This is a genomic window from Kitasatospora sp. NPDC048239, from assembly GCF_043202015.1.
GTDB lineage: Bacteria > Actinomycetota > Actinomycetes > Streptomycetales > Streptomycetaceae > Kitasatospora.
Genome location: NZ_JBICZP010000009.1, coordinates 39,786 through 65,701, shown reverse-complemented (window position 1 = coordinate 65,701; position 25,916 = coordinate 39,786). Strand labels below are relative to the sequence as shown.

General features: G+C 72.6%; 25 protein-coding genes and 1 pseudogene. 16 read left to right on the top strand and 10 right to left on the bottom strand.

What is annotated here, in order from left to right; translation table 11 throughout:
• Positions 1-50: 50 nt before the first annotated feature.
• Complete coding sequence (locus ACGFZP_RS24035) at positions 51-2,015, bottom strand: beta-galactosidase (protein ID WP_392936485.1); 1,965 nt, start codon at positions 2,013-2,015, stop codon at positions 51-53.
• Positions 2,016-2,123: 108 nt separating this feature from the next.
• Here ACGFZP_RS24035 and ACGFZP_RS24030 point away from each other — a divergent pair, with 108 nt between their 5' ends.
• The 5 genes from ACGFZP_RS24030 to ACGFZP_RS24010 all read left to right on the top strand — a co-directional run bounded on the left by ACGFZP_RS24030 (position 2,124) and on the right by ACGFZP_RS24010 (position 9,264).
• Positions 2,124-2,768 carry a GntR family transcriptional regulator gene (locus tag ACGFZP_RS24030; RefSeq protein ID WP_392936483.1) on the top strand — a complete coding sequence of 215 codons (645 nt, stop codon included), beginning with the start codon at positions 2,124-2,126 and terminating at the stop codon, positions 2,766-2,768.
• A 267-nt stretch (positions 2,769-3,035) separates the two neighbouring features.
• Complete coding sequence (locus ACGFZP_RS24025; RefSeq protein WP_392936480.1) at positions 3,036-3,350, top strand: hypothetical protein; 315 nt, start codon at positions 3,036-3,038, stop codon at positions 3,348-3,350.
• Entirely contained in the window at positions 3,347-6,040 is a 2,694-nt protein-coding gene (locus ACGFZP_RS24020; RefSeq protein WP_392936477.1) for a lanthionine synthetase LanC family protein, read from the top strand. The genes ACGFZP_RS24025 and ACGFZP_RS24020 overlap by 4 nt, the downstream gene beginning before the upstream one ends.
• 150 nt (positions 6,041-6,190) lie before the next feature.
• The gene (locus tag ACGFZP_RS24015) at positions 6,191-8,305 is read left to right on the top strand and encodes a HelD family protein (protein WP_392936474.1); all 2,115 of its coding nucleotides are present in this window, start codon (positions 6,191-6,193) and stop codon (positions 8,303-8,305) included.
• Positions 8,306-8,343: 38 nt separating this feature from the next.
• On the top strand, positions 8,344-9,264 hold the full coding sequence (locus ACGFZP_RS24010; protein ID WP_392936471.1) for an NAD-dependent protein deacetylase: 921 nt from the start codon (positions 8,344-8,346) through the stop codon (positions 9,262-9,264).
• 31 nt (positions 9,265-9,295) lie between these two features.
• On the opposite strand, the gene ACGFZP_RS24005 is transcribed toward ACGFZP_RS24010, so the two are convergent.
• Entirely contained in the window at positions 9,296-9,961 is a 666-nt protein-coding gene (locus ACGFZP_RS24005; RefSeq protein WP_392936469.1) for a hypothetical protein, read from the bottom strand.
• Positions 9,962-10,219: 258 nt separating this feature from the next.
• Here ACGFZP_RS24005 and ACGFZP_RS24000 point away from each other — a divergent pair, with 258 nt between their 5' ends.
• From ACGFZP_RS24000 to ACGFZP_RS23990, 3 genes are all read left to right on the top strand, one after another.
• Entirely contained in the window at positions 10,220-11,422 is a 1,203-nt protein-coding gene (locus ACGFZP_RS24000; RefSeq protein ID WP_392936466.1) for an MFS transporter, read from the top strand.
• 309 nt (positions 11,423-11,731) lie between these two features.
• On the top strand, positions 11,732-12,553 hold the full coding sequence (locus ACGFZP_RS23995; protein WP_392936993.1) for an SAM-dependent methyltransferase: 822 nt from the start codon (positions 11,732-11,734) through the stop codon (positions 12,551-12,553).
• Positions 12,554-12,758: 205 nt separating this feature from the next.
• Complete coding sequence (locus ACGFZP_RS23990; protein ID WP_392936463.1) at positions 12,759-13,706, top strand: hypothetical protein; 948 nt, start codon at positions 12,759-12,761, stop codon at positions 13,704-13,706.
• Positions 13,707-14,035: 329 nt separating this feature from the next.
• Here ACGFZP_RS23990 and ACGFZP_RS23985 read toward each other — a convergent pair whose 3' ends face one another.
• On the bottom strand, positions 14,036-14,644 hold the full coding sequence (locus tag ACGFZP_RS23985; RefSeq protein ID WP_392936462.1) for a TetR/AcrR family transcriptional regulator: 609 nt from the start codon (positions 14,642-14,644) through the stop codon (positions 14,036-14,038).
• A 144-nt stretch (positions 14,645-14,788) separates the two neighbouring features.
• Between ACGFZP_RS23985 and ACGFZP_RS23980 the strand changes: the two genes are divergently transcribed.
• The gene (locus ACGFZP_RS23980) at positions 14,789-15,592 is read left to right on the top strand and encodes an alpha/beta fold hydrolase (protein WP_392936459.1); all 804 of its coding nucleotides are present in this window, start codon (positions 14,789-14,791) and stop codon (positions 15,590-15,592) included.
• Positions 15,589-15,876 carry a hypothetical protein gene (locus ACGFZP_RS23975; RefSeq protein ID WP_392936457.1) on the top strand — a complete coding sequence of 96 codons (288 nt, stop codon included), beginning with the start codon at positions 15,589-15,591 and terminating at the stop codon, positions 15,874-15,876. Before ACGFZP_RS23980 ends, ACGFZP_RS23975 begins: the two co-directional genes overlap by 4 nt.
• A 7-nt stretch (positions 15,877-15,883) precedes the next feature.
• Here ACGFZP_RS23975 and ACGFZP_RS23970 read toward each other — a convergent pair whose 3' ends face one another.
• From ACGFZP_RS23970 to ACGFZP_RS23960, 3 genes and pseudogenes are all read right to left on the bottom strand, one after another.
• A complete protein-coding gene (locus ACGFZP_RS23970) occupies positions 15,884-16,624 on the bottom strand; it encodes a hypothetical protein (RefSeq protein ID WP_392936991.1) in 741 nt (246 codons plus the stop codon).
• Between the two features lie 2 nt (positions 16,625-16,626).
• Positions 16,627-17,115: a GNAT family N-acetyltransferase gene (locus ACGFZP_RS23965; protein ID WP_392936454.1), complete on the bottom strand. Its 489-nt coding sequence runs from the start codon at positions 17,113-17,115 to the stop codon at positions 16,627-16,629.
• A 139-nt stretch (positions 17,116-17,254) separates the two neighbouring features.
• Positions 17,255-17,437: pseudogene (locus ACGFZP_RS23960) on the bottom strand (transposase); the annotation flags it as partial.
• Positions 17,438-17,524: 87 nt separating this feature from the next.
• Between ACGFZP_RS23960 and ACGFZP_RS23955 the strand changes: the two are divergent.
• Positions 17,525-17,989, top strand: coding sequence for an AAA family ATPase (locus tag ACGFZP_RS23955; RefSeq protein ID WP_392936988.1), 465 nt, complete (start codon positions 17,525-17,527; stop codon positions 17,987-17,989).
• Positions 17,990-18,001: 12 nt separating this feature from the next.
• Here the strand turns inward: ACGFZP_RS23955 and ACGFZP_RS23950 are convergent, their stop codons facing one another.
• The gene (locus tag ACGFZP_RS23950; RefSeq protein ID WP_392936451.1) at positions 18,002-18,757 is read right to left on the bottom strand and encodes a DUF4389 domain-containing protein; all 756 of its coding nucleotides are present in this window, start codon (positions 18,755-18,757) and stop codon (positions 18,002-18,004) included.
• A 404-nt stretch (positions 18,758-19,161) separates the two neighbouring features.
• Between ACGFZP_RS23950 and ACGFZP_RS23945 the strand changes: the two genes are divergently transcribed.
• Genes ACGFZP_RS23945 through ACGFZP_RS23935 form a run of 3 tightly spaced genes read left to right on the top strand, consistent with a single transcriptional unit; the run spans position 19,162 to position 22,171 of the window.
• Positions 19,162-19,506, top strand: coding sequence for a hypothetical protein (locus tag ACGFZP_RS23945; protein WP_392936449.1), 345 nt, complete (start codon positions 19,162-19,164; stop codon positions 19,504-19,506).
• The gene (locus tag ACGFZP_RS23940) at positions 19,503-21,293 is read left to right on the top strand and encodes a GMC family oxidoreductase (RefSeq protein ID WP_392936446.1); all 1,791 of its coding nucleotides are present in this window, start codon (positions 19,503-19,505) and stop codon (positions 21,291-21,293) included. Before ACGFZP_RS23945 ends, ACGFZP_RS23940 begins: the two co-directional genes overlap by 4 nt.
• A complete protein-coding gene (locus ACGFZP_RS23935; protein WP_392936443.1) occupies positions 21,290-22,171 on the top strand; it encodes a hypothetical protein in 882 nt (293 codons plus the stop codon). Before ACGFZP_RS23940 ends, ACGFZP_RS23935 begins: the two co-directional genes overlap by 4 nt.
• Positions 22,172-22,192: 21 nt before the next feature.
• On the opposite strand, the gene ACGFZP_RS23930 is transcribed toward ACGFZP_RS23935, so the two are convergent.
• Complete coding sequence (locus tag ACGFZP_RS23930) at positions 22,193-22,888, bottom strand: glycerophosphodiester phosphodiesterase (protein ID WP_392936441.1); 696 nt, start codon at positions 22,886-22,888, stop codon at positions 22,193-22,195.
• A gap of 338 nt (positions 22,889-23,226) precedes the next feature.
• Between ACGFZP_RS23930 and ACGFZP_RS23925 the strand changes: the two genes are divergently transcribed.
• Complete coding sequence (locus ACGFZP_RS23925; protein WP_392936438.1) at positions 23,227-23,670, top strand: hypothetical protein; 444 nt, start codon at positions 23,227-23,229, stop codon at positions 23,668-23,670.
• Between the two features lie 68 nt (positions 23,671-23,738).
• Entirely contained in the window at positions 23,739-24,197 is a 459-nt protein-coding gene (locus tag ACGFZP_RS23920; RefSeq protein WP_392936436.1) for a DNA-binding protein, read from the top strand.
• Between the two features lie 60 nt (positions 24,198-24,257).
• Here ACGFZP_RS23920 and ACGFZP_RS23915 read toward each other — a convergent pair whose 3' ends face one another.
• Positions 24,258-24,902 carry a hypothetical protein gene (locus tag ACGFZP_RS23915; RefSeq protein WP_392936434.1) on the bottom strand — a complete coding sequence of 215 codons (645 nt, stop codon included), beginning with the start codon at positions 24,900-24,902 and terminating at the stop codon, positions 24,258-24,260.
• Positions 24,903-24,914: 12 nt separating this feature from the next.
• Positions 24,915-25,802: an HAD family hydrolase gene (locus ACGFZP_RS23910; RefSeq protein ID WP_392936431.1), complete on the bottom strand. Its 888-nt coding sequence runs from the start codon at positions 25,800-25,802 to the stop codon at positions 24,915-24,917.
• Positions 25,803-25,916: the final 114 nt, after the last annotated feature.

Below are 25,916 nucleotides of genomic sequence, written 5' to 3'. Positions count from 1 at the left end.
GTGGCTCGGGGGCCTGGAGCTTGGTGCTGCGCGGTGCTTCCGGGCCGGGCTCAGTGCTTCAGGACGACGGCGTCGCGCGGCGCGATGTCCACGGAGCCGTGCAGGTGGCGACCGGTCAGCAGGTCGGTCCCGGAGGCGGGCAGGGGGACGGTGGCCGCAGCGGCCCCGTGGTTGAGCAGGAAGAGGAGGTCGCCGCGGCGGCAGGCCTCGACGCCCTCCGGCAGGTCGGGCCCGGTGACGCCGGTGACGCCGGCGGCGTCGAGCACCTCGTCCAGCACCGGCGCCACGTCCTCGGGGAGGCAGCCGAGGTAGGTGGCCCGGCCGCGCCGGGTGATGGCCGGCCGGCCGTCCAGCGGGCCGCCGCAGTACCGCGCCACCACCTGTGCGTCGTCGACCTCCAGCCACTCGCTCCAGGTCCGGGCGACCAACCGGGTGCCGTCCGCCGTCACGACCTCCTGGGTCAGGCCGTCGGGGATCGGCCAGAACTCCTCGGTGCGCAGGCCGAGCAGCTCCCGCAGCGGCCCGGGCGCCCCGCCCTCGTGGACGTGGTCGGCGGCGTCGACGACCCCGCTGAACGGGCCCACGACGAGCCGGCCGGGGAAGGCCGCGAGCGCGGCGGCCTGCTCCGCGGTGCACAGATAGAGGTTCGGGGCGATGACGACCTTGTAGCCGGAGAGGTCCCGGTCGGGCGGTGTCAGGTCGACGGCGATGCCGCGGGCGTGCAGCGGGGCGTACCAGGAGAGGAGGAGGGCGTGCAGCCTGAGCCGGTTGGACGGCAGCGACTCGGGGGCCTCGAGCCCCCACCAGCTCTCCCAGTCCAGCACCAGGGCGACCTCGGCGGAGGTGGTGCTCCCCGCCACCTCGGCCAGCCGCCGCACGTCCGCGCCGAGGGCGAGCGTCTCCCGCCACTGGCGGGTGTCCGTCCCGCCGTGCGGAAGCATCGCCGAGTGGAACTTCTCCGGCCCGTAACGGGCCTGGCGCCACTGGAAGAACATCACGCCGTCCGAACCGTGGGCCACCGCCTGCAGGCTGTGCAGGCGCATGGTGCCCGGCTCCTTCGGGACGTTCACCTCGCGCCAGCTCACCGCGCTCGGCGCCGACTCCAGGAGCAGCCAGGGCTGCCGTTTCAGCGACCGCATCAGGTCGTAGCTGAGCGCGGCCTTCACCCCGGCCCTCGGGTCGGCGGGGTCGGGGTAGGCGTCGTCGCTGACGACGTCCTCGGCGGCGGCCCACTTCCAGTAGTCGAGGTGGTGCAGGATGCTCATGAAGTTCGTGGTCACCGGGATGCCCGGGGTGACCTCCTTGAGCACCCGGCGCTCGGCCTCGAAGCAGGCGAGCAGCGCGTCGCTGGAGAACCGCCGCCAGTCCAGGACCTGCGTCGGGTTGACCGGGCCGGGGGCCTTCCGGGGCGGCGCGAGCTGCGCCCAGTCCGTGTAGTGCTGGCCCCAGCAGGACGTCCCCCAGGCGGAGTTGAGGCCGTCGAGGGTGCCGTACCGGCGCTCCAGCCAGCGGCGGAAGTCACGGGCCGACTCCTCGCAGAAGCACTCCGCCGTATGGTCGGCGTACTCGTTGCCGACGTGCCACATGACCAGCGCCGGGTGGTCCCGGTAGCGCTCGGCCATGGCGCGCGCCAGCCGGACGGTGGCGTCCCGGAACACGGGGGAGGAGGGGCAGTACCCCTGCCGTGAGCCGAACTCCAGCCTGGTCCCGGCGGCGTCGACGGGCAGCATCTCGGGGTGCCGCCGGACGAGCCAGGGCGGCGGAGTGGCCGTCGCCGTCGCGAGGTCCGCGGCGATCCCGTGTGCGTGGAGCAGGTCGAGGATCCGGTCGAGCCAGCCGAAGTCGTGAACGCCGGGCGCGGGCTCCAGCCGGGACCAGGAGAAGACCCCGACGGTCACGATGTTCACGCCGGCCCGGGCCATCAGCCGGACGTCCTCCTCCCACACCTCCTCAGGCCACTGCTCGGGGTTGTAGTCGCCGCCGAACAGCAGGCCCGGTACCCGCGTCAGGCCCATGATCCGCCTCCCCATCACCGCGTTGGCATTTTGTATTCAGAATGCATAGTGCAGTATTGTGGACCCGGTCAAGAGCCAGGCCGCAGATGCCGGAGATTGGGGACCCCGATGGCGATCGAGCGCCGTCCGCTGCGCGAGCAGATTCGCGACGAGTTGATGGAGCGACTCACCCGCGGTGAGTTCGCCGCGGGTACCGACGTCAACGAGGCCGTTCTGGCGGCTGAACTGGGCGTCAGCCGCACCCCGTTGCGCGAGGCGCTGATCACGCTCGCGGGCGAGGGCGTCCTGGAGAGCAGCCAGGGGCGCGGCTTCCGCTTCGCGCCCGTCAGCCGCAAGGAGTTCCGCGAACTGGTCGCCATCGTCGCGGCGTTGGAGTCCCTGGCGCTGGAGTCCTCCGACCCGGCGCACCTGCGCAGGATCGCCCCGGAGCTGCTGCGGCTGGCCCAGGGCTTCCCCGACGCGGTGGCCGAGCACGCGACGGTCGACCGGCGTGACGACGAGTGGCACGGCCTGCTGCTCAGCGGGTGCCCGAACGAGCGCCTGCTGGAGCTGCTGGCCGGCGTCAAGGCCGGGATGCGGCGCTACGAGAACCTTGTCGTCGCCGAGGACCAGCCGGTGGCCCGTGAGTCCGAGGAGCACTGCGAGATCGCCCGCAGGCTCCTGGAGGAGGACCTGCCCGGCGCCATCACGGCCCTGAGAGCCAACTGGGTCGGCGGCATGGAGCGGATGCTCGCCCACATCCCGGCGGACTAGGCCGGCCCGTCGGCTTCGAGTGCGCGCTGCCCGGGCCCCGTCGGGACGCGTCGCAGGCCCCGTCCCGGCGGGTCCGGAGGCCTGGGAAGTAGCTCTCCGTGGCCGATGTGACGGACCGTTGCCGCGCTGGCCTCCCGGTAGCGGCGGGGGAGGGGCGGGGCGGATACTGGGAGGAGTAGGCAGACAGCGGGAGACGTGCACGCACGCAGGACCGCCGGAGAGGCGGCCCCGAGTCCTATTCGCACCTTGACCGAATTGGGGGCGGCTATGACCGAGGATGTCGTCGCCGTCAGATTGCGACTAGCGGAGATCGTGGCGAAGGCCGAGACCGACGATGAGTACCGTCAGCGACTGGCTGACGAGCCCGGCGCGGTCCTGGCCGAGAACAACATTCCGGAGGGCGCGGTCGAACAGCTCTCCCAGGACATCAGCCGGTCACGTTCCAGCGCCTCCCTGGCCGATGAGTCCTTCGATCCGACCGGGTGCATCCATACCGACGGCTGCAACGACTTCACCTGTATCGGCAGCACCTGCGGACCCACCTGCTTCGTCACCATCAAGATCGACGCCCCCGACGCATGAGCACCGCCACCGGCGGGCCCGACCGATGGCTGCTGGAGACGGTCGTGGAGGCGGTCGGCGGTCACTCGCCCGACTGGCAGATCACCCCGGCCGCCGACCCGCTCCAGCCGTGGATATCGGCCGCACCCCGCGACCGGGCCCTGCCCCGGCAGGGCTGGAAGCTCCACGTTTCCAGCTACGCCTCGACGGCGGCCGAAACCCTTCGACGGGCCCTGCCGCCCCTGGTCGCGACGGGAGCCGCCTTCAAGGTCCTCGGATCCCTCGACTGGCTCGCCGGTCTGAACCGCGGAGCAGCGGGGATCTCGCAAATCGGAAAGTTCATCACCGCCTACCCGAGGGACGAGGACGAGGCCCTCGCGGCGGCGGCCGCCGTCCAGGCCGCCACCCGGGGCATGCGCGGACCTCGGATCCCGTCGGATCTCGCCTACGCCGACGGGAGCGTGGTCTTCTACCGGTACGGCGGATTCAGCGACACCCGGATGCAGACCAGGCTCGGCGAGGTCGTCCTTGCCGTGCTGGACCCGGCCGGCCGGCTGGTGCCGGACGTGCGGGGAGCGACCCCCCATGTGCCGGCATGGGTGGACGACCCCTTCCGGCGGAACGGTCTGAGCACCTCGCACCCGCTGGCGAGAACGGTGGCGGGCCGGTACCGGCCGATAGTCACCCTGGCCCACTCGCCCGAGGCCGTCGTCCAGCTCGCGCTGGATCTGGCCGTGCCCCGGGTGTGCGTGCTGAAGCGCGCGAGAACGAGGCCGGCGGACCACGAGGTCGAGGTGGACGACGGCGCCCTGCTGCTGCGGCGCGAAATAGCCGTGCTGGCCCGACTCGCCTCACAGCGCGTCACACCGGCGGTCCTCGATGTCGTCGAGAGCGAGGACGAACTGGTACTCGTCTCGGAGGATCTCGGGGGCGAGACGCTCGACCGGTATGTGCGGACCCTTTCCGGAACGGGTCGCGTCTGCTCCACCGCCCGCACCGTGGAACTCGGCGCCGCCATCGCGGAGTCCGTGTCCGCCCTGCACGCGATCGGCCATGTGCACGGGGATCTCAAGTCGGCCAACATCATCCTCCGGCCCGACGGCGCGGTGCGGCTCATCGACTTCGACCTGGCGCATCCCTTCGGCGCCACGGAGCGGCCCGCCGGAGCCGGCACCCGCGGCTACGTGTCCCCCGGCTGCAGGGCGGGGGACGCGGTGGCGGCCTCCGACGACATCCACGCCCTGGGCGCGGTGCTCTACCTCCTGGCCACCGGCGCCGAGCCGTCGCGGGCACCCGACGCGGACGACCTGCTCTCCCGGCCGCTCGGGCGGCTCAACCCGAGCGTGGACGGCGCGCTGGCCGCGGTCGTGTCGCGCTGCCTGGCGCGGGATCCCGCCCGGCGGTTCCCCTCGATGCGCGAGGTCCGGCGGGCGCTGCTGACGGTGACGGAGCCGCACCCGGCGCGGGTGCCCGCGCCGCCGGCGGTCACCGGTGTCCTGGAGCCGGCCGCCGACCTGCTTCAACTGGCCAGCCGGGCCGGTGACTTCATCTGCCACCAGGCCGATTCGTCAGGGCAGGAGGTGACCTGGCGAAGCCGCTACCGGATCGGCAAGGGGTTGGTGGGCCGCGACCTCGACTCCGGAATGGCGGGCACGATCCTCGCCCTGGCGGAGCTCACCGACGAACTGCGGGTACCGCACCACGCGGACGTCCTGCGCGCCGCCGCACGGACGCTGGACGCCATGCCACCCGTCCCCGGGGACCGGCCGCACGGGCTCTACGTGGGGGACATGGGCGTGGCCGCAGCCGTCCTGCGGGCAGGGCAGGTGCTGGCCGACGACGGCCTCGTCCAGGCCGCCGCCGACCGGGCCGCCGGGCTGCCGCAGGCCAGTCCCGACGACTCTCCCGACCTGTTCCACGGCCTCGCCGGGCGGCTGTTGGGGAACCTGCTCCTGTGGGACCGGACCGGCGACGGGCAGTGCCTCGACCGCGCGGTGCAGTGCGGCGAGACCCTCCTGCGGCAGCGCGAGGGCGAACGCGGTACGGCGCACTGGCCGATCCCGCCGGGGTACGGGGATCTCAGCGGCAGGAGCTTCCTGGGCTACGCCCACGGCGCCGCGGGCATCGCGGACGCCCTGCTCGACCTCCACGAAGCCACCGGCGCACCCGGGTACGAGGCAGCCGCGCGGGACGCGCTCTCCTGGATCACCCGCCAGGCCGTCCCGTGCCTGGAGGACGGCAGCGGGCTCGGCTGGCCCGTGGTCGAGGGCGGCCCGGCGACCGCACCGTTCTGGTGCCACGGCGCGACCGGCATCGGGCGGCTGCTCCTGCACACGCGGCGCCTCGGCATCGGACCCGACCCGACACCGGTGCTCCGCAGAGCCTGCCGCTCCGTGTCCCTGGGGGCCCGGTGGAGCGGACCGACCCTGTGCCACGGACTGGCCGGCAACGCCGAGCTCCTCTGGGATGCCGCGCTGGCCCTCGACGACGACGGACTGCGGGCGCAGGCCCGTGAACTCGTCGGCATCCTGGACGCGTTCGCGACCGAGTCCCCGCAGGGGCAGGCCTGGATCTCCGACGTCCCCCGCCGGATCACCCCCGACTACCTCGTGGGATACGCGGGCATTCCCCTGGTCCTCCTGCGGATGGCCAGGCCCGGGCGCAGATACCAGCTCAGCCGGGAGGGCTTCGGCCAGGCCGTCGGTTGGTAGCTCGGAGGCCGCCGGATCGGCCGTCCCGTGCGCGGTGCCGCATGGCAGGTCACATTCCGTCCGGTTCGGTCAATATTTACTTTTCCGGAATCCGTCTGCATAGTGGCGCCTCGAAATGCTTGGTGGGTTGAGCCGAGAGGGCCTTTTTTCTTGTCCCAGATCAACGATGTTGCCGAGCGCGAGGTAGAGCTTGAGCGGGTTCAGGTCGCCGGCATAGCCGAGCTGTTCGACGAGCGGCTGGCCGGGGCGCAGACGCAGCTGGCGGGCGTGCTCGCGGCGCCGCCCGAGGGGGCGGGCAAGGCGTACGAGCGGGACCTGGCGGCCGGGCGGCTGGCGGGGGAGATCCGCCGACTGGAGGGGGCCGAGGAGGGGTTGGTCTTCGGGCGGATCGATCTGACGGACGGGACCGTCCTGCGGATCGGCCGACTGGGGCTGCAGCGGGACTCTGACGAGCTGCCCGTCCTGGTGGACTGGCGGGCCGAGGCCGCGCGGCCCTTCTACGAGGCGACGCCGGTTCATCCCCTGGGCCTGCGGCGGCGCCGCCACCTGCGCATGGCAGGCCGCAGGGTGGTGGGCGTGAGCGACGAACTGCTCGACGGATCCGCACCCACCGGACAGGACGTGGTCGGTGACGGTCCGTTGACGGCGGCGCTCCAGGAGCGCCGCACGGGGCGGATGGGCACGGCGGTCGCCACGCTGCAGGTCGAGCAGGACGCGATCGTCCGGTCGCGGCACCGCGGGGTGACGGTGGTTCAGGGCGGTCCGGGCACCGGAAAGACGGTGGTGGCGCTGCACCGCGCCGCCTATGTGCTGTACGCGTTCCCGAAGGCGGCCGAGCGCGGCGTGCTGGTGGTGGGGCCGAACGCGCGGTTCCTCGAGTACATCGGCCAGGTCCTGCCCTCGCTCGGGGAGAACGACGTCCTCCTGTCGACGTGCGAGGAGCTGGCCGGCGTCGTACCGGGCGCTGCGGACTCGTTCGAGGTGGCGCGCCTGAAGGGGAGCGACGCGCTGGCCGGGGCGCTGGCCGAAGTGGTCCGCTCTCGGCAGGCCCCGGGCGGCGGCTTCGACCTCCGGGTCGGGAAGGAGTGGATCAGTCTGGATGACGAGGACGTCGCCCTGGCCCGGGAGTCGGCACGGACCAGCGGGCTCGCGCACAACCGGGCGCGTCGGCTGTTCAAGGAGCTGCTGGTCGACGCCCTCATCCGGGAGCTCGCCCGCAGCGGCGTCGAGGTGCTCGAAGACATCGACGCCCAGGTCGCACAGCTGACCGGCCTCGACCTCGACCGGGTCGCGGCGGCGGACCTGCGCCGCCTCGGTCTTGACGCCGCACCCGCCACGGGCGCCGACGAGTTCGACGCCGACGCCGTGCGCGCCGAGCTCCTGGACGACGACCTGCTCGACCGGTCCGTCGAGGACCTGTGGCCGCGGCTCACGCCGGGCGACGTGGTCGACGCCCTGCTGGCCGACGACGAGGCGCGGGCCGCCTACCTGCGGGAGTGCACCGACGACCAGCGGGCCCTGCTGCGGCGGGCGCCCGGTGCGCCCTGGACGGACGCCGACGTGCCGCTTCTCGACGAGGCGGCGGGCCTGGTCGACGGCCCGCCCGAGCGGACCTTCGGGCACGTCGTCGTCGACGAGGCGCAGGAGCTCACCGTCATGCAGTGGCGGATGATCGTGCGCCGCTGCCCGGGCAGGTCGATGACCCTGGTCGGGGACTTCGCCCAGGCCGGCCCGGCGACGGTGGCCAGGGACTGGAAGGAGGCGCTCGGCCCGCACCTCGGAGGCCGCTTCGACCTGCGGACCCTGACCGTCAGCTACCGGACCACCCAGGAGATCCTCGCCGTCACGGACGACCTGCTCGCCCGGATCGCCCCGGACCGGACCCCGATCCGGTCGATCCGGCGCGGCGAGGTGCCGCGCACCCTCGCCGCGGCCCCCGACTCACTCGTCGGCGCCCTGGTAGGGGAGCTGCGGGAGCAGGGCGCCGCGTACCCGGGTGAGCTGGTCGGGGTGGTCTGCGCCGACGACAGGACGGAGCAGCTCGCGGCTGCGGGGGTCGAGCAGTACGCCCGACTGGTGCCGGCCTCACAGGCGCGTGGCCTGGAGTTCGACGCCGCCGTCGTGGTCGACCCGGACGGGATCACCGCCGCCCGCCCCGGCGGCGAGCGCGACCTGTACGTCGCCCTCACCCGGGCGACCAAGCGGCTGTGCACGGTCACCGTCCGGCCGGAGGGCCAATCGGCCGAGGATCGCTGCTCCGGGTAGTCCCACGGCCGCCACCCTGTCGGTCTAACCTCGACGGCATGGACGCGTTCGAACACCCCGTCGCGCAGGTCCGGCCGGTTCGGCAGGCCCCTCGGGCCCGACCGGGCCGGCCGGACGAGCCGGACCTGCGGACCGGGGATGCCCTGGAGGCCCTGGTACGGCTGCTGGACCGGCGCGCCGTGGTGGTGCTCAGCGGGGCAGGCCTGTCCACCGAGTCCGGCATCCCGGACTACCGCGGCCCCACCGGCCGCCGCCGCAACGGCACCCCGATGACCTACCAGGAGTTCACCGGCAGCGAGGACGCCCGCCGCCGGTACTGGGCCCGCAGCCACACCGGCTGGCCCGCGATCGCCCAGGCCCGCCCCAACACCGGACACCACGCGGTGGAGCGGCTGCGCCGCACCGGGCACGTGTCGGCGGTCATCACCCAGAACGTCGACGGCCTCCACCAGGCGGCCGGCACCCGGGAGGCCGTCGAACTGCACGGCGGACTCCACCGCGTGGTCTGCCTCGACTGCCGCCGCACCAGCACCCGGGCGGAGCTCGACCAGCGCCTGGAGGAGCTCAACCGCGGGTTCCGCCGCCCGGGGGCAGCGCTGCGCCCGGACGGCGACGCGCAGCTGTCGCAGCCGCTGGTGGACGGGTTCCGCATCGCCCCCTGCGCGGACTGCGGCGGCACGCTCAAGCCCGACGTGGTCCTCTTCGGCGAGAACGTCCCCGCGCCCCGGGTCGAGCAGTGCTACGACCTGGTCGACGCGGCGAGCTCGCTGGTGGTGCTCGGCTCCTCCCTCACGGTCCTGTCGGGGCTGCGCTTCGTCCGACGCGCCGCCCGGGCGCAGCTGCCGGTCGCGATCGTCAACCAGGGGGCGACGCGCGGTGACGACCTCGCCGCGCTCCGGCTCGACCTCCCGCTGGGCCCGACCCTGACGGAGGCCGCCCGGCGGCTGAATGCCTCCTGAACGCCGCTTGACCGCCTGGTTGAGAGGCCGGTCAGCCGGCCGGGTGCCAGGGCCGCCCCGGCACCCACAGCGGTACCCGGCCGTCGCGCGGCATGGAGCGCGCGGCGTCCTCCTCCAGCCAGGCGGCCACCCGCTCCGGATCGCCCTCGCACAGCTCCACCAGCGCGGCCGCGGCGATCCGGGTGCAGCACAGCACGAGCGCCAGCGTGTCCTGGCGCCGGTGCCGCTCCCGAACGTACGCCTCCCCCCGCTCGTCGATCCGCCTGGAGTGGTCGGGCCCGTCCCCGGTGGCCAGCGACTGGACCCCGTGCCACACCAGGGTCAGCGCGCAGGGCTCGGCCGGGTGCGTCGAGCCCTCCCGGTGCGCCTGCTCGCGGGCCTCGGCCGAGCGCTGCCCGAGCCACTCCAGCGCCGTCGGTCCGTCCTCCCGGCAGGACCGGAGGACCAGCTCCGCGGTCCGGTCCACGACGGCCCGCAGCACCGCGGCCGCGGGTACCCGCAGCCCGGCCCCGGACGCCGGCGCCTCGCCGAACGCCACCCAGGCGTCCGCGAACGAGGCCGCCCGCAGCTCACCCACCCAGGCCGGTGCCCCGCCCGCCGTGCCCAGCCACTTCTGCGCCCCCAGCCGGACCAGCCCCACGGCCACCAGGCACGCCGCGTCCGGATCCAGCTCCCGCAGCCGTCCACTCCGCACCACAAAACCCCCGTCAGCGGTCCTCACCCCGTGCGAGCCCATCCCACCACACCGGAACGCAAACGAACTAGACAGGGCCACGTCACAATCCGGGGCGGATGCGCCGGAGGCCCGTCCGGAGGCCGACTCCGCTCCCGTCCCGGGCCGCGGGTCGCAGGCCTCGGGCCTCGGGCGTCCGGTGGATGGCGGACGGCCGCCATTCGGCGCAGCCGCCCTCCGCGAGTCGCGGGCCCGGTACGCACGGACACCTACCGTGAATGAATGACCGATCATCGGACCGCGCGGCCCGGCGCAGGTCGGGCGGGCTACCTCGGGGCCGCCGCCGCCTTCGCCGTCTGCATGGCGGGCACCACCCTGCCCACCCCGCTGTACGGGCTGTACCAGGAGGAGATCGGCTTCTCCGAGCTGATGGTGACGGTCGTGTTCGCCATCTACGCCTTCGGCGTGATCGGCGTCCTGCTGTTCGTCGGCAACGTCTCCGACTCCGTCGGACGCCGGCCCGTCCTGCTCTGCGGACTGGCGCTTGCGGCCTGCAGCGCCCTCGCGTTCCTGGCCGTCGGCGGCCTGCCGCTGCTCTGCCTGGGCCGCCTGCTGTCCGGCCTGTCGGCGGGCCTGTTCACCGGCACCGCCACCGCGTACGTGCTGGAGCTCGCCCCACCCGGCCGCCGGGCCCGCGCGGGCTTCGTCGCGACCGCCGCCAACATGGCCGGCCTGGGCTGCGGACCACTGCTGTCCGGATTCCTCGCCGAGTACGCGCCCGATCCCCTGGTGCTGCCGTTCGTCGTGCACCTGGTGCTGCTCGCCGCGTCGTTCACGGTCAGCTGGTTCCTGCCGGAGACGGTCGCCGGGGCCCGCCCGCTGCGCACCGCCCGGCCGCAGCGGCTGACCCTGCCGCCCGAGGTCCGCGGGGTGTTCGTCCCGGCCGGGATCGCCGCGTTCGCCGGCTTCGCCCTGCTGGGGCTGTTCACCTCGGTCAGCCCCGCGTTCCTCGCCGAGAGCCTGGACGTCCACAACCACGCGGTCGTCGGCCTCATCGTCTTCGCGGCCTTCCTCGCCTCCACCCTCGGCCAGCTCCTGGTGCCCCGGCTCGGCACCGCACGGGCGATCCCGCTGGGCTGCCTGGTGCTCATCGCCGGGTTGGCCCTGCTGGCCGCCTCGCTCGCCTGGACCACCCTCCCGCCCCTGGTGCTCAGCGCCCTGGTGGGCGGCGCAGGCCAGGGGATGGGCCTGCGCGGCGCAGTCGGAGAGGTGGCGGCAGCCGCCCCCGCCGAACACCGCGGCGGCGCCCTTTCGGCGCTCTTCGTGGTCGCCTACCTCGGCATCTCGATCCCCGTCATCGGCGTCGGCCTGCTCACCGAATCGATCGGCCTGGCCGACGCTGGACTCGTCTTCACCGCCTGCATGGCCGCCCTCGCCGCAGCCGCCGGAACCTACCTCCTCCACCGGGCCCGCCGTCCTGCCTAGGGCCGACGCGAGTTCCTGGTGGCCGTGGGCGGTTGTCTGCGGCCACGGCCACCGGGTCACCGTGGGCGGCCGTCCGCGGTCAGCGGTCCCGGTGGACGTCGGCGTCGCGCGGCGTTGCGGACCGCAGCCACGGGGCAGGGCCTCCCGACGCCGCCGGCACCGACCGCATCACCGGTACCGCTGGGCGCGTCCGTCCTCCGGAAGAGGCCGGTGCGGGTGTCGGTTGACCCCTATGCTGCCCAGCGGTGACCGGATTTACCAAGGGGGAGAGTGGATATGACGGAGCGCCATGAGATCGAGCTGGGGTGGATGGGCGGCGACGACGACGGCGACCTGCGGCCGCCCGCCGACCTGCGGCCGGAGATCCCGCACCCCGCCCGGATGTACGACTACTACCTGGGCGGCAAGGACCACTTCCCCGCCGACCGCGAGGCCGCCGAGAAGGTGATGGCGCTCAGCCCGCTGGTGCGGATCAGCGCGCTGGCCAACCGGGCGTTCCTCGGGCGGGCCGTGCACCACCTCGCGGCCTCGGGGGTACGGCGGTTCATCGACATCGGCACCGGCATTCCGACGGCGGGCAACACCCACCAGGTGGCCCAGCAGGTGCATCCGGACGCCCGGGTGGTGTACCTGGACAACGACCCGATCGTGCTGGTGCACAGCCGTGCGCTGCTGAGCGGGACGACCCCGGAGAGCACCGCCGTGGTCCAGGCCGACCTGCGCGAGCCGGCCGCGATCCTGAAGGCGCCCGAGGTGCGCGAGGTGCTCGACTCGGGGCAGCCGGTCGCGCTGCTGCTCTTCGCCGTCCTGCACTTCATCGACGAGGCGGACGACCCGCACGCCATCGTCCGCACGCTGGTCGACGCCCTGCCCGCGGGGAGCCACCTGGCGATCTCGCACGCCACCGGGGACTTCGCCCCGCCGGCCGACGCCGCCAAGGGCCCCGCGCTGTACCGCAACGCCTCCGCCCAACTGACCATGCGCAGCCGGGAGCAGGTGCTGCGGTTCTTCGACGGGCTGGAACTGCTGGAGCCGGGCCTGGTCACCGCCCCCCTCTGGCGGCCCGACCGGGAGCCGGAGCCGGCCGACGCCCGGGTCGCCTTCTGGGCCGGCGTCGGCCGCAAGGCCTGAGAGGGCCGCCGAGGCACCCGGGCGTACGCAGGCACCAGGGCGTACGCAGGCACGCGGCCGTGCGCAGGCACGCGGCCGTGACCAGACACCCGGGCGTGCGCAGGAAGTCGGCGGATCCGACTTCCGACTTCCTGCGCCGGGCTGGTTCCGCCCTTGCCCCGTGGGGGCGGGAACCTCGGGTGGGTGCCGGATCGTCGTAGCGGGCATGATCGATATTTCTGACCCCGAGGCGAAGCGGCTGATCGAGTCGTGGGGGAGCGTCACGGCGGATTCGGCGCCTGCCGAGGTGGATCCGCTGGTGCTGGACTGTGCCCGCAGGCTGGCCGCCGATCCCGCTGCCGCGACGGCGCCGCTGTGGGTGTTCGGGCTGGTGCAGATGGGCGGGTACCTGTCCTGGCAGCCCGGGCGGGAGGCCGAGGTGGCCGCCCTGGAGGCGCTGCTCGCCGTGGACCGGGCACGGGGCGATGCCGCCTGCGCCCACGACGGGCACCCCTACGAGGACGCGCTGACCGGACTGGTGAACGACGAGGTGTGGCCGGCCGGGCCGGAGGTGGAGAGGCTGGTCGACGGAGCCTTCGAGGACGACAGGTGGCTGTGCCCGGCGAACGTGGCCGGGTTTGCGCGCATCACCGTCGACGTCATCGCGCCGTTCACGGTGGGCGGTGTTCCCGAGCTGCTTCCCGAAGCCCACGAGGAGAGCATGGGCGAGCTGTCCTCGGTGCTCTACGACTACCCCGACGGCGACCCTGGAGAGGAGCTGTCCCGCCAGGCGGGCAGCCTTCCCCGCCATCCCACGAAGGGCGTGCGCGCGGGCTATGTCGTCACCCAGCACGCGAGCCAGTGGTACGCGGTGTCGGGCCGGATCACCGAGCGGTCGGTGCTCGACGACATGATCGCCGGACTTGAGGCGGTGCTGCCGCAGCTGGGCGAAGCGGCCTGCACGCATGCCGCCGACGGGCATCCCGAGCTGGACGGCGACGCGAGCGCCGCCGCCGAGATCGGCTACCACCTGCGCAGTCCCGGCGGGCGGGCCGAGCTGAGGTCGTGGGACGAGGACGCGGCCCTGGAGCGGTGGCTTTGTCCCGCTTTCCTGCACACCCTCGCCGCCGAGGCGCTGGTGAACCTGCGTCAGGGGCGGGACTCGTTGGCCTGAGGCCCGGCTTGGGGCCTGCCCGGCCGGGCAGGCCCCAAGCGCAGACCCTGAGCCGCAGACCGCAGACCGCAGACCGCAGACCTTACGACCTTGGGAGCGATTGCGCTCAGAGGACGTTCTGAGTCGATTCGACCGTTGGCCCGGGTCAGGAGGGCTGGTGAGCCGCTGTCAGGCCCAGTGAGGTCCGGGTTCATTGAACTGCCGGGCCCCCTGTCGTCATTCGTTTGCCGACAGGGGCGGGACCGTGCCACGGCGGTCCGTCCTGCAGCCGGGTTTCGAACCCGGAGGGGATGCCAGCGAATCGGCGAGGCCTGGTGGTGGTTCGGTGGTCAGCGGTAGGCGGCGAGGAAGGCGCGGGTGCCGGTGGCGGCGTAGCGGTCGAGGTTGGCCTCGGTGTGCTGGGCACTGCCGGTGAACATGGCCTTGTTCACCGGGATCCACAGCAGTAGGCCGGAGAAGTGGTTCGCGGCCAGGAGCGTGTCGTCGATCCGGAGCAGCCCCTGGTCGGACAGCCGCTGGAAGGTCGCTGCCAGCGTGGCGAGTCCTCGTTCGAAGCCCCGCTCATACCACTCGGTACCCAGGGCGGGGAAGACGTCGGCGTTGGCGATGATCAGGCGCCGAAGCTGGATCACTCGGGGATCGGTGAGGGCGGTCAGGAGCTGACGGGCGAGCCTGGTGAGGTTCTCTTCCAGGTTGGCGGCGTCGGTCGGGAGGTCGGCCAGCAGGTCGATCGTGCTGTCGAGCCGGTCGGTGGTGGCCAGGACGATGTCGGCGAAGAGCTTCTCCTTGTCGGAGAAGTGCTTGTAGACGGTCTGCTTGGACACCGCGGCCAGCTTCGCGATGTCGTCCATGCTCGTTCCTGAGTACCCCTTGTCCAGGAAAACGCTGGTCGCGGCCTCCAGGATCGCCTCGTGCTTGCGTGCTGAACGGCTGTCCATCATCGGCTCCTTCTCTATTGGCCTCATCCTCCGGCGAAAGAGTACTGGACTGACCAGTACCCGCGTGGGTACTGTACCGTCTAGTTTCGAAGGGCGCGGGGCTTCCTGCCCCGTGTACCGCGCAGCAATCTGGAGTGATTCCTCATGGACAAGGTGTTCTCTGCCGACGGCACGGCCATCGCCTACGAGCAGCAGGGCTCGGGCCCCGCTGTCGTGCTCGTCGGCGGCGCATTCATGACGCGCGGCGATTCCGCCGCACTCGGTGATCTGCTGGCCGAGCACTTCACCGTGCTCACCTATGACCGCCGGGGCCGCGGCGACAGCGGGGACAGCCCGAAGTACGACGTGCAGCGCGAGGTCGAGGACCTGGACGCGCTGATCGGGCGCGTGGGCGGAGAGGCGATGGTCTTCGGGATGTCCTCCGGTGCCGTACTGGCACTGGAGGCCGTGGCCCGGGGCAGCGCGGTCTCCCGGCTGGCCGTGTACGAGCCGCCCTTCATCACCAACGACAGCCGCCTGCCGTTGCCCGCCGACTACGTCACCCACCTGACGGAACTCGTGGAGCAGGGGGCGTACGGCGATGCCGTGGCCTACTTCATGACCGCGGCCGTCGGTATGCCCGCCGAGGCCGTCGCGGGAATGCGCCAGGCCCCCTTCTGGACGGGTATGGAGGCTACCGCCCGCACCCTGCCCTACGACGGCCAGGTCATGGGAGACACCATGTCCGGCCGACCGCTGCCCGCCGACCGCTGGCAGTCCGTGGCCGTGCCCGTTCTCGTCGGCAGCGGGGACGCGGGCGCACCGCAGATGCTCGATGGGGCGCGGGAGCTCGCCGCACTGGCTGACAACTTCGCCCTGCACGTCTTCCCCGGCCAGGAGCACAACATCACCCCGGAGATCCTTGCCCCCGTCCTGACCGGCTTCTTCACCACCGGGGAGCAGGCATGAGCAAGGTCTTCGCCAGTCTTGGCATATCCCTGGCCGGCGTGGATCTGCGCCCGCACGTGCTCGGGCGTGTCCGGTCGGGCGAAGACCTTCGCACGGACGCTCAAGGCCGGATCGACGGCAAGGGCCTCGCGGGCCGGTGGCGGCAGGTCAGGATGCCGGGCGAGCGCAGCCTGAACGTCGCTGTCCGGATCTGCGGCGAGCCGCTGGAGGGTGTCCGCGTCGAGAACGGCGTGAATGACCGCGCCCGCCCGAGTCACCGGGTCCGCCAACAGCGCCGGCAGTAGGTCCGGGTCAGGAGGGCTGGTGGGTCGGAGTGTCCGGGTGGGGCCGCATCAGTAGTAGGTCCTCGCCCCAGGCGTCCAGCACCGCCGCGTGGTCGGCGGCCCGGGCAGTGGCCTCGACCTGGGCGAAGAGCCGCTGCTGCAGTGCCACTTCGCCGGTCGCGGTGATCCGGGCGATGGTGTCCAGCAGCGCGGCGCTCTTCCAGCCGGGCAGCGGGAACCGGTCCAGCTCCCAGGCCAGGTACTTGTTGTAGGGGCGCGGTCGGCGGTCCAGGGCGAAGAGCAGGTCGAGTAGGAATCCGACACTGGCGGCCGCGTCGAGGTGGCCGGCGAGCGGGTTGCCATCGCGGTGGTTCTTGACCGAGCGGTAGAGCGAGTTGGCGTAGGCGTCCAGCAGGGCGGCGCCGGACTGGAAGGCCTCCTCTGCGCCGAGCCGTCCCATGGCGGCGACGATCCGGGTGACCTCCCCGTCGCGGCGGTCGACCAGCACCCGGGAGCGGGCGATGGCGTACCGCTCCCAGTCGGCGGGCCGGCGGAACCGTTCGAGGGTGGTGACGACCAGGTCCAGCTGCGCGGAGCGGTAGCCGTCGAGCGCAGCCAGCTCGCTCGCCGCGTCGTCGGCGAGGATGACGTAGAGGTCGTGGTCGGAGTGACGGGTGGTCATCCCTTCGTAGGCCTGGGAGCCCTTGAGGACGAGCCCGACGACGGCCGGGTCGGCTGTCGCGTCGGCGACGAACGCCGCGAAGTCCATCGTCACGCCAGGTCCTTGCGCATCAGCGTGCACATCGTCTCGTACCGCTGGAGCGAGCCGTCTTCGGCCTCCACGTCCCAGGAGTCGAGCTCCCGGCTGAAGGCCCGGTAGCCCAGGCGTTCGTAGAGGGCGCGGGCGCGCGGGTTGCGCTCCTCGACGCCGAGTTCGGCGCGGGTCAGGCCGCGGGCGCCGATCCGCTGCTCGGCGGAGCGGATCAGCAGCGTGCCGATCCCGCAGGACTGCAGGGCCGGGTGGACGCCGAGTTGCCACAGCGTGCCGGCGCCGGGCTTGACCGTGTAGTCGATGCCGCCGACCGCCACCGGGAGCCCGACCGGCGTGCACACCGCCAGGTAGTCGATCTCGCCCGCCTCGGCGCGGCGGATCTGGTGGACGAGCTCGCGCACGTGCTTGGGGGAGCCGGCCCAGCCGCAGGACGGCAGGTCCGCTTCGGTGAGGCCGCGCACCGACAGGTGCAGCCTGATCTCGGTCATCGCCGCATCCCTTCGACTCCAACAGCGGCCGTCTCTCATTTCAGCAAGCCGATCCCCGTGCCGTCCAAGGAGTTTCGGACCGGCCCCGGCGTCAGCCGGAAGGGCCGGCGCTCGCGACTGGGGGACCTGCCAGCGCAGCAAGGTGGTTGATCCTCACGTCTGTGCCGTCGTCGCGCCAAGCCGCGAAGTAGTAGTAGTAGACGGCAGACGTCGGCGGCAGGTCGTGCGGAAGGCAGTCCCACTGGCAGCCGGTCCTGCCCTGGTAAAGGATCGCGTTGACGATCTCCCGTATCTCGTAGCGGCCCTGGTGCCTCGTCGGAGACGGTCCGCCTGCGGGTTAGCCTCAACTGCATGGAGGAATTGGATCTTCTGCCGCATCTGGACGGGGACGGAGCGCGGCTTCGTCGTGATGATGTGCGGCCTGCCCGGCTCGGGCAAGAGCACATATGCGCGGGCCCTTGAACGCCGCGGCTACAGGCGGTTGTCGATCGACGAGGTGGTGTGGGCGCGCATCGGCCGCGACGCGGCCGACCTCGACCCGGCGGAGTACGAGCAACTCAAGTCCGCCATCGAGCAGGAGCTGTGGGAGGAGCTGATCCGCTTGATGGAGGCGAAGCTGCCTGTCGTCATCGACTACAGCTTCTGGAGCCGGGCCACCCGCGACCGGTACAAGGCCGCGATCGAGAGCCACGGATGCCGATGGGAGCTGATCCGTCTCAAGGCCGGTCTTGAAACCCTGCGACGCCGGCTGGCCGGCCGCAACCAGCGGAGCGACGCGAACAGCGTCACCGTCTCCGATGAACTTCTGGAACGCTACTTCGCCAACTTCGAGGAAGCGACCGGAGAGGGCGAGCGCGTCATCGTCCAGGAATAGTTCCCCAGGTCGTCAGAGCCGCGGGCGGTGCGCCTCGGCCGGGCCCGGGACCAGGGGGCCGGTGACGTGGTCGGTGTCGTCATCGCCGTCGCTGAACGTGCCGGTGATCGAGCCGGTGGCCGAGGACGCGATGCCGATCAGGATGAACACCACCAGCAGCGCGCGCCCGCCGCCGCTCAGCACCAGGGGTCGGGTCGCCGACACCGGACCGCCCGGCACCGAGCCCGGCTCCTCGCCGAAGAGCCGCTTCGGGTAGGCGGAGGTGAGCATCAGCATGTACGCGATGTACCGCATCCGGTAGCGGAGGATCGCCGTCGTGGCCTCGTACAGCGGCTGCGGCATCCGGCCCAGGATCAGCACCACCAGCCAGCTGATGAACGCCACCGTCCACCACCCGGCGTACAGCACGCCCTGGATGATCATCGCGGGGATGGCCAGGATCAGGCGGAAGAACACCGCCAGCCGGTTGAGCTCGCCCGGCCGCAGCTCCACCTGGACGGGGTAGTCGGGGGCGCGGAAGGCGAACGGCGGGTAGCGGTCGACCGTCAGCAGCGCACTGGCGTTGATCCGGGTCTCGTACGGGACGTAACCCGAGAGGTAGTCCTCGACGAATCCCGGCAGCCGTCCGAGGACGAGCGCCCCGAACCAGCCGATCACGGCGATGAAGAACGCCACCACCGACAGCACCCACACCACCACGAACTGAGGGATCAGCAGCAGCAGGCGCAGCAGCACCGTGAGCCGGTTCTGCGGTGCGGACCCGGGCATGTCCAGCACCGGTAGCCATTCACCGGCGACAGGTGCCGGGGCGGGGGGAGCCTGCCACATCCGGGCCTCCAGGGGGTCGACACAACGTGCTCGCGGCGGACACGCCGCTGCTCCGAACCATCCCAGCCCCCCGGCGCCCCCGCGCGCTCTGGTGCGCCGCCTGGGCGATGCGGGTGCTGGAGGTGATACGGGCGGTGGGGGTGCCGGGTCGCCACCCGAGTCGGCGGCTGTTCCGTGCAGGATCGATCCTCCGGAGGTCAGAAGAGATCGAACCCTCTGCAAGATCGGCCACTTTCGTGCACCGCGTGTGCCGGGCGGTCCGGGAGAGGGAGGATCGCAGACGGCAGCCGGTCACGACAGGAGTCCTGTCATGGCCATGTAGCGATGACCTGGGGGGCGCCCATATGCCGGCCATCGACGACCTTGACGGCCCTGACGACCTCGACCACCTGGACGACTTCCACCGCTTCCTGCGGATCTCCGCCGAGCTCACCGGCTTCGACGAGGCCGAGCTGCGAGCAACGGGCGTGGCACACGAGCACCACCGCACCGCACTCGCCCACCCCGTGCGCGACGAACACGCGCTCACCCACCTCTGGTACGCCGGAGCCTGGCCCGACGAACCGCCCTCCTCGACCCGCGCCTACGAGCAGGGACTGATGTGGCGGACCTTCCACGCCACCGCACCCGGCACCTCGGCGCCGGGCTACGGCAGCTGGGCCGACGCCCCGCGCGGCGGCGCCCGGTGAACGCGCGCTGGGACGCCATCGTGGTCGGCGCCGGGTTCGCCGGATCGCTCGTCGCCCAACGCCTCGGTGCGGAGGGCTGGCGCGTCCTCGTCCTGGAGGCCGGCCGACCCGCAGGCAGCACCGGAGACACCGCGACGGCCCACCACGAGGCGGCCGTCCGAACCCCCATCTCCCCGTACCCGCGCAGCGCGGACGCGCCGTCCGCCGACGCCAGCGACCTCGTCGGCCGGCCCGACGGCGGATTCACCGCCACCGGCTACCTCCTCCAGCACGGACCGTTGCCCTACGCCAGCGGCTACCTACGCGCCAACGGCGGCACCGGTCTGCTCTGGACCGGCCTCGCCCCGCGCATGCACCCGGAGGACTTCCGCACCGCCGACCACGGGCACGGCCGCAACTGGCCGATCGACTACCGGACGCTCGAACCGTACTACCGCCGAGCCGAGCTGGAACTCGGCGTCGCCGCCGACGCCGACCAGCAGCGCGAGGCCGTCGGCCTGCCCATGCCCGACGACTACGCCTTCCCGATGCGCGCCATCGCGCCCAGCTACCTCGACCGGCAGGTGACCGCCGCCCTGGACGGCCGCACCGCCCACGACCCCGCCATGCCCGAGCAGGCCCGGCTCGCCGTCACCGCCACCCCGCACGCGCGCAACGGACTGCCCGGCGCGGCCCGCCCGCCGGGCGCCCCCTGCGCGGGCAGCGCCAGCTGCGTACCGATCTGCCCCACCAACGCCAAGTACACCCCGCTGCGCACCCAGGCCCGGTGGGCGCCGACCGTCCGGCTGCGCACCGAGGCCGTGGTCGGCCGGGTACTCGCCGACGGCACCGGCCGGGTCACCGGCGTCGAGTACCTGAGCGGCGGCGCCACCCACCGGGTGGAGGCCGACCTGGTCGTCCTCGCCGCACACGCGATCGAGAACGCCAGGCTGCTGCTGCTCTCCGGCCTGGCCAACCGCAGCGACCAGGTCGGCCGCAACCTGATGGACCACCCGGCGCTGCTCACCTGGGGCCTGATGCCCGGACCGGTCGGCCCCTACCGGGGGCCCGGGTCGACCAGCGGACTGGAGGCGTTCCGGTTCGGTCCGGCCAGGGCCCGCCGGGCGCCGTTCCGGATCGAGATCGGCAACTGGGGCTGGTCCTGGGCGTCCGGTCCACCGGAGGCGGACCTCGCCGACCTGCTCCGGGCGGGGGTGCGCGGCAAGGAGCTCCGGGCGCGGCTGGGCGACAGGCTCGGGCGGCAGTTCTCGCTGCAGTTCGAGCTGGAGCAGCCCGCCGACCCGGCCAACCGGGTCACCCTCGACCCGACCCGGCGCGACCGCCTCGGCCTGCCGCGCCCGGTCCTGGCGTACGACCTCTCCGACTACGTCCGGCGCGGCATGGCCTCCGCCCGGGCCGTCTCCGACCAACTGTTCGCGCTGCTCGGCGCGGAGGACCACACCAGCTACGAGCCCGGCCCGCAGTGGCCCGGCCGACTGGAGTACGAGGGCCGCCCCTACGCGTACCGGGGCGCGGGCCACGCCGGCGGCACCCACCTGATGGGGGAGTCGCCCGGGACCTCCGTCGTCGACCAGTGGCAGCGCTGCTGGGACCACCCCAACCTGTACGCCGTCGGCTGCGGCTCCATGCCCTCGCTGGGCACCTCCAACCCCTCGCTGACGATGGCCGCGCTCGCCCTGCGCAGCGCCGACCGGATCCACCTCGACCTGCTGGCGCTGGGCCGCCCGGTGTCCCTCTCGCCCGCCCGCCCAGCGCCGACCCGCGAGCCCTCCTGGGAGTCCTCATGACCGGCCTTCCGCTCCCGCCCGTGCCGGAGCCGTACCACCTGCCGTTCCACTACGGCGCACTGCACAACCTGGGGGTCGACTACCTGGTCGACCCGGAGCCGGTGCGCGCACTGCTCGCCAAACGCCACCCGGGGCTGACCGCCGCCCGGTTCGACGGGATGGCCTGCGTGTCGCTCAACTACCAGCTCTACTTCGCGCAGTACCCGGGTGGCGGGGGCATCACCCAGGAGGTGGAGATCAACATCATCGCCCACCCGCAGTTCGGCGAGGACCGCCTGCCGGTGCTCAACTACGGCCAGTACGCCCGGGGGTACGACCAGACCAAGCTGCTCGGCATCGCACGGCTGCACGTCCTGTGCGACAACCTGCTCGCCATCGACGCCGGCACCAGGCTGTACGCCGAACCCAAGTACCCCGGGTGGTTCGAGACCGTGATGCCCTCGCTCAACGCGGCCGCCGTGCGCGACCGGTGGTCGGTCTCGTGCCGCCGGGCCGAGGCCGGTCCGGACGGGCTGCGGCGGGACCAGGAGGAACTGTTCTCGCTGGAGGCCGATCTGGTGGGCCTTGCCTCCGAACCGGTCAACAACACCCCGATCACCGGCTACGGCACCGACGGCGAGGGCCGACTGCTGGCCGGTCCGCTCAATGTGCACCAGCCGTACCGCTACTACGCCCTGGACGATCGCACCGCGGGCCGCGTCCGCCTCGCCGTCGGGTCCGGTGGGGCGGGGTCTGGCGGCGAACGCTTCGGAGCCGACGAGGCGGGGGAGGCCGCCCGCGACCTCGGGCGGCTGGTCGCCGATGCTCCCGCCGCCGGGGTGTGGACCTACCAGTCGGCGCCGGTCGCCGCGCACAACCGCCCGTACTACGTGCGCTGAGCGGCTCCGCCCCTCCCGCGGTCAGGGCCGGACGGGAGGGGCCAACGCCCGCCGCAGGGTACGGATCTCGTTGGAGACGATCGCGTCCACCCCGATCGACGCCAGGGCGGCGATCGAGGCGGGCCGGTCGACCGTCCAGGCGCAGACCCGCACGCCCCTGCGGTGCCACCGGCCGACGATCCGCCGGGTCAGCCAGCGGTGGTACTGGTTGAACCAGTCCGGGCGGACCACGTGCAGCAGCCCGGCGGTCGGCGGCAGCGGGGACCTCCAGCTCATCGCGATGCACGCCCCCGGCGCCGCCGCGCGGACACCGACCAGGGCGCACGGGTCCCCGGCGAAGACCACCTGCTGGTACGCGTCCAGCGCGCGGACGGTCCGGGCGGCCGCGTCGGCCTCCACCGTGCCGGGCAGATCCAGCATCAGCCGCACGCCGCACTCCCGGGCCAGCGCGATCGCCTGGGGCAGCGACGGCACCTGGTGCCGACCGCCCGCGAACACGCGCTCCAGCTCGGCGTGGGCGAGCGAACCGATCCGGCGGCGCCGCCGCCAGAGCCGCGCCAGCGTGTCGTCGTGGAGCAGCACCGGCACCCCGTCCCGGGTCACCCGGACGTCCACCTCGACCCAGTCCGCCCCGGCGTGGACGGCGGAGGAGATCGAGGGGAGGGTGTTCTCCCTGATCCGTCGGGGATCCCCGCGGTGCGCCACGGCCAAGGTCATGGCGGGATCCTGCCACACCCCGGGGCAGCCGGCTCGCCGACCTGGTCGGGTGCGCGGTCGTGGGATCGTCGGTGCATCGAACTCTCGTTGTTTCCACGGGATTTTCCCGGCGTACGGGTGGAAGTCGGCAGTACGTCCGTGCTCCTTCCGTACGCCTGACCGGCCCGCGGCCTGCCCGTCCGCCGGTGCCCGTCCGCCGCTGTCTGTCCGCCGGTGTCTGTCCGTCAGTGTCTGTCCGCCGGTGCTCGACGCTCCGGTTGGAGGGGCTCGTCTCGTCGCGCTCTGCGGATGACAAGCTGGGCGGAGCGTGAACGAGCCACCGGGCCAAGGAGTATCGCGTGACTGTCATCCTGCGACGTACGTACACCCTGGCCGCGTGGCCGTGGCGGGAGATGCCGTGGGTACGGGTGCCCGAGGGGCTGGAGTTCACCCTGTACGACACGACGAGCCTGGGCGTGAGGGGCACCACCGTGCCCGGTACGCCGGAGGAGGAGGTCCGTTGGGCGGCGGCCCACCGGGCGTTCCAGGAGGCGTTGGGACAGGCCGAGTCCGACGTCCGTCACGCCCACGGCGTCCGGAGCAGGAGCGGTTTCATGGTGGACCGGCGGGCGGTGCGGCTGCGCCGGTACGGCCTGACACCCGGTCGGCGGGCCCGGTCCCGGCGGCTCTTCGCGGAGTGCGAGGCCCGCATGCGGGCCGCCGAGGAGGTGTACCGGCCGGTGCGCGAGGAGATCGAGGCGCGGCTTGCGGAGGCGGCCGCGAGGCTCGGTGAAGCCGGATGAGACGATGTGAACAAGGTGTTCAAAACAAATGATTGACGCTGGATGGTTTTCTGGGCGAAGCTGTCCTCATGGCACTGACACCGGAGATCTCTGACCAGTCCGCCGACCCCTTCACCGCCCCGGACCCGGAGCAGACGCGCGCCCACCGGGTGGCCGCCTCGCTGTTCCGGATCGGCGAACGCCACGGCGCCACCGACGAACAGCGGCGCCGACAGACCCACCCGTACGTCCTCGGATCGCACGAGGCCGTACGGCTGGTGTCGTTCCTGCTCAGCGGCGCCGCCCTGCTGGAGGAGGGCGAGCCGGAGGTGGACCAGACCGACATCACCGCCGCCCTGAGCCTCGTCCCGCTGGCACGCGCCGAGATGGACGACCTGGAGGCCGTGCTGCTCAGGATGGCCCGGGGCCGCGGGATGACCTGGCAGGAGATCGCCTTCGGACTCGGCCTCGGCACGCCACAGGCGGCCCGCCAGCGGTACGAGCGACTGGCCGGGCGCACCGCGGTCGAGGCGGAGACGGGGGGTTGAGGGGCATCCCTAGGCCCTTCCCTCGCCCCGGGCCGACCGCCAGCTGCCCCGGGCCGGCCGTCAGCGCGGAATGGTCCAGCTCTTGAGGAGCTTGCGGGCGGCGCCGCTGTTGCCAAGCCGGTAGACGGCGACGGCTGCCGGGTGGACGTCGAAGGCGTCGAACGGCTCGGCCTCGATGGCTGTGAGGTCGTCGAGGGTGGCGAAGCCGACGGTGACGTGGGCCGTGTACCTTCCCGCCCCGATCTGGTCGGGGACGTAGCCCTCGACCCAGTCGCGGGTGCTCTGGCTGATGTCCTCGCCCGGGTCGGTGACGAATGCTGCCGCCGTGCCGCCGGACTCGCTGAAGGGGGCGACGGCGGCGAGCAGGGCGGCCTGGAAGTCGAGCACCTGCCGACTGGGCTGGAGGAGGATCCCCGCGAGCCCCTGGCCGGGCACAGCCCAGTCGGCGTACTTGATCGCCACCGCTCGGTAGGACAGCGCTGCCGTGTCGGTCGCGGCCAGGATGTCGCCTATGGCGGCGTAGACGTCCTCCAGCCGGGCGGTGCGTACGTAGCGCTGGAGGGTGGTGATGTGCGGCTGGTGGGAGGCGTCCAGGGCGAACCCGTCCGGGACGCTCCCGCGCATCCGGTCGTTCCAGGCGCGGGCGCGGCGGAGGGTGTTCTCATCCGGGTTGACGAGTACGTCGATGGCGGTCAGATCACTCACGGATCCTCCTGGTCAGAAGACGGTGGTCCAGTCGTTCTTCATGCTCACGACCGTCCAGCCGAGCTCCCCGGCCTTGGCGAGCGAGGTCTCGGCGCCCTTGGTGTACGAGAACTCGCGCTGTTCGTCGTCGTGGTTGACGAGCAGCGCGAACCGGGCGCTCCGGAGCATCTCGATGTCGACGTCGGCGTTGCCGCCGGCGAGGACGGGCAGGCGGCCGGTGTGGGCGAAGATGTGCTCGGGCTTGCCCGCTCCCAGGTTCAGGTTGCCGAGGAGTTCGCGGGAGCGGACGAGCCTGCCGTCGGCGTAGGTGTACGCGGCGGCCGAGCCGATCACGTTCTCCTTGGGGATCCCCCAGGTCTCCTCCGCGAACACGCGCATGAAGTCCCGGCCGCCACCCGAGCAGACGAACACCCGGAACCGGTTCGCGCGCAGGAGGTCGAACAGTTCCAGCATCGGACGGTAGACCAGTTCGACGTAGGGGACGCCGAGCCTCGGCTGCTTCACCGTCCGCATCCACTCGCGCACCTGCGCGTCGAACTCCTGCGGGGTCGTGCCGACCCACGAGCGGGCGAACGCCTCCAGCAGGGTCGACACCACCTGCGGTTCCTGAGTCGCCAGACCCTCGAAGAACGCCTGGTCCCGCTCGATCAGCGCCTTGTACGGCTGCCGGGCGGCGAGCTGTGGGTCGGCCTCCACCTCCCGCTCCCATGTGCGGAACGCGAAGTCGAACTGCGGGGGCAGCGGCTGCTCGACCCACAGCGTGCCGTCATTGTCGAACGTGGCGATCCGATCGCCCACCTCGACGAACGCCGACCCCGGTGTCGTCGCCGCGTGGACGAAGTCCACGATCGCCCGCCGGGCCGGGCCGTCCTTCCAGCTCGCCAGCACCTTCTCGGTCACGGGCCCTCCTCGGCTCGGCGGTGGCGTGACCCGGCTCGCCGGTCGCGCCACCGGCAGATGCGGCAGTCAACCAGTGACCGTGCCCGGCATGCGAAGGTTTTCAAACTGAATGGC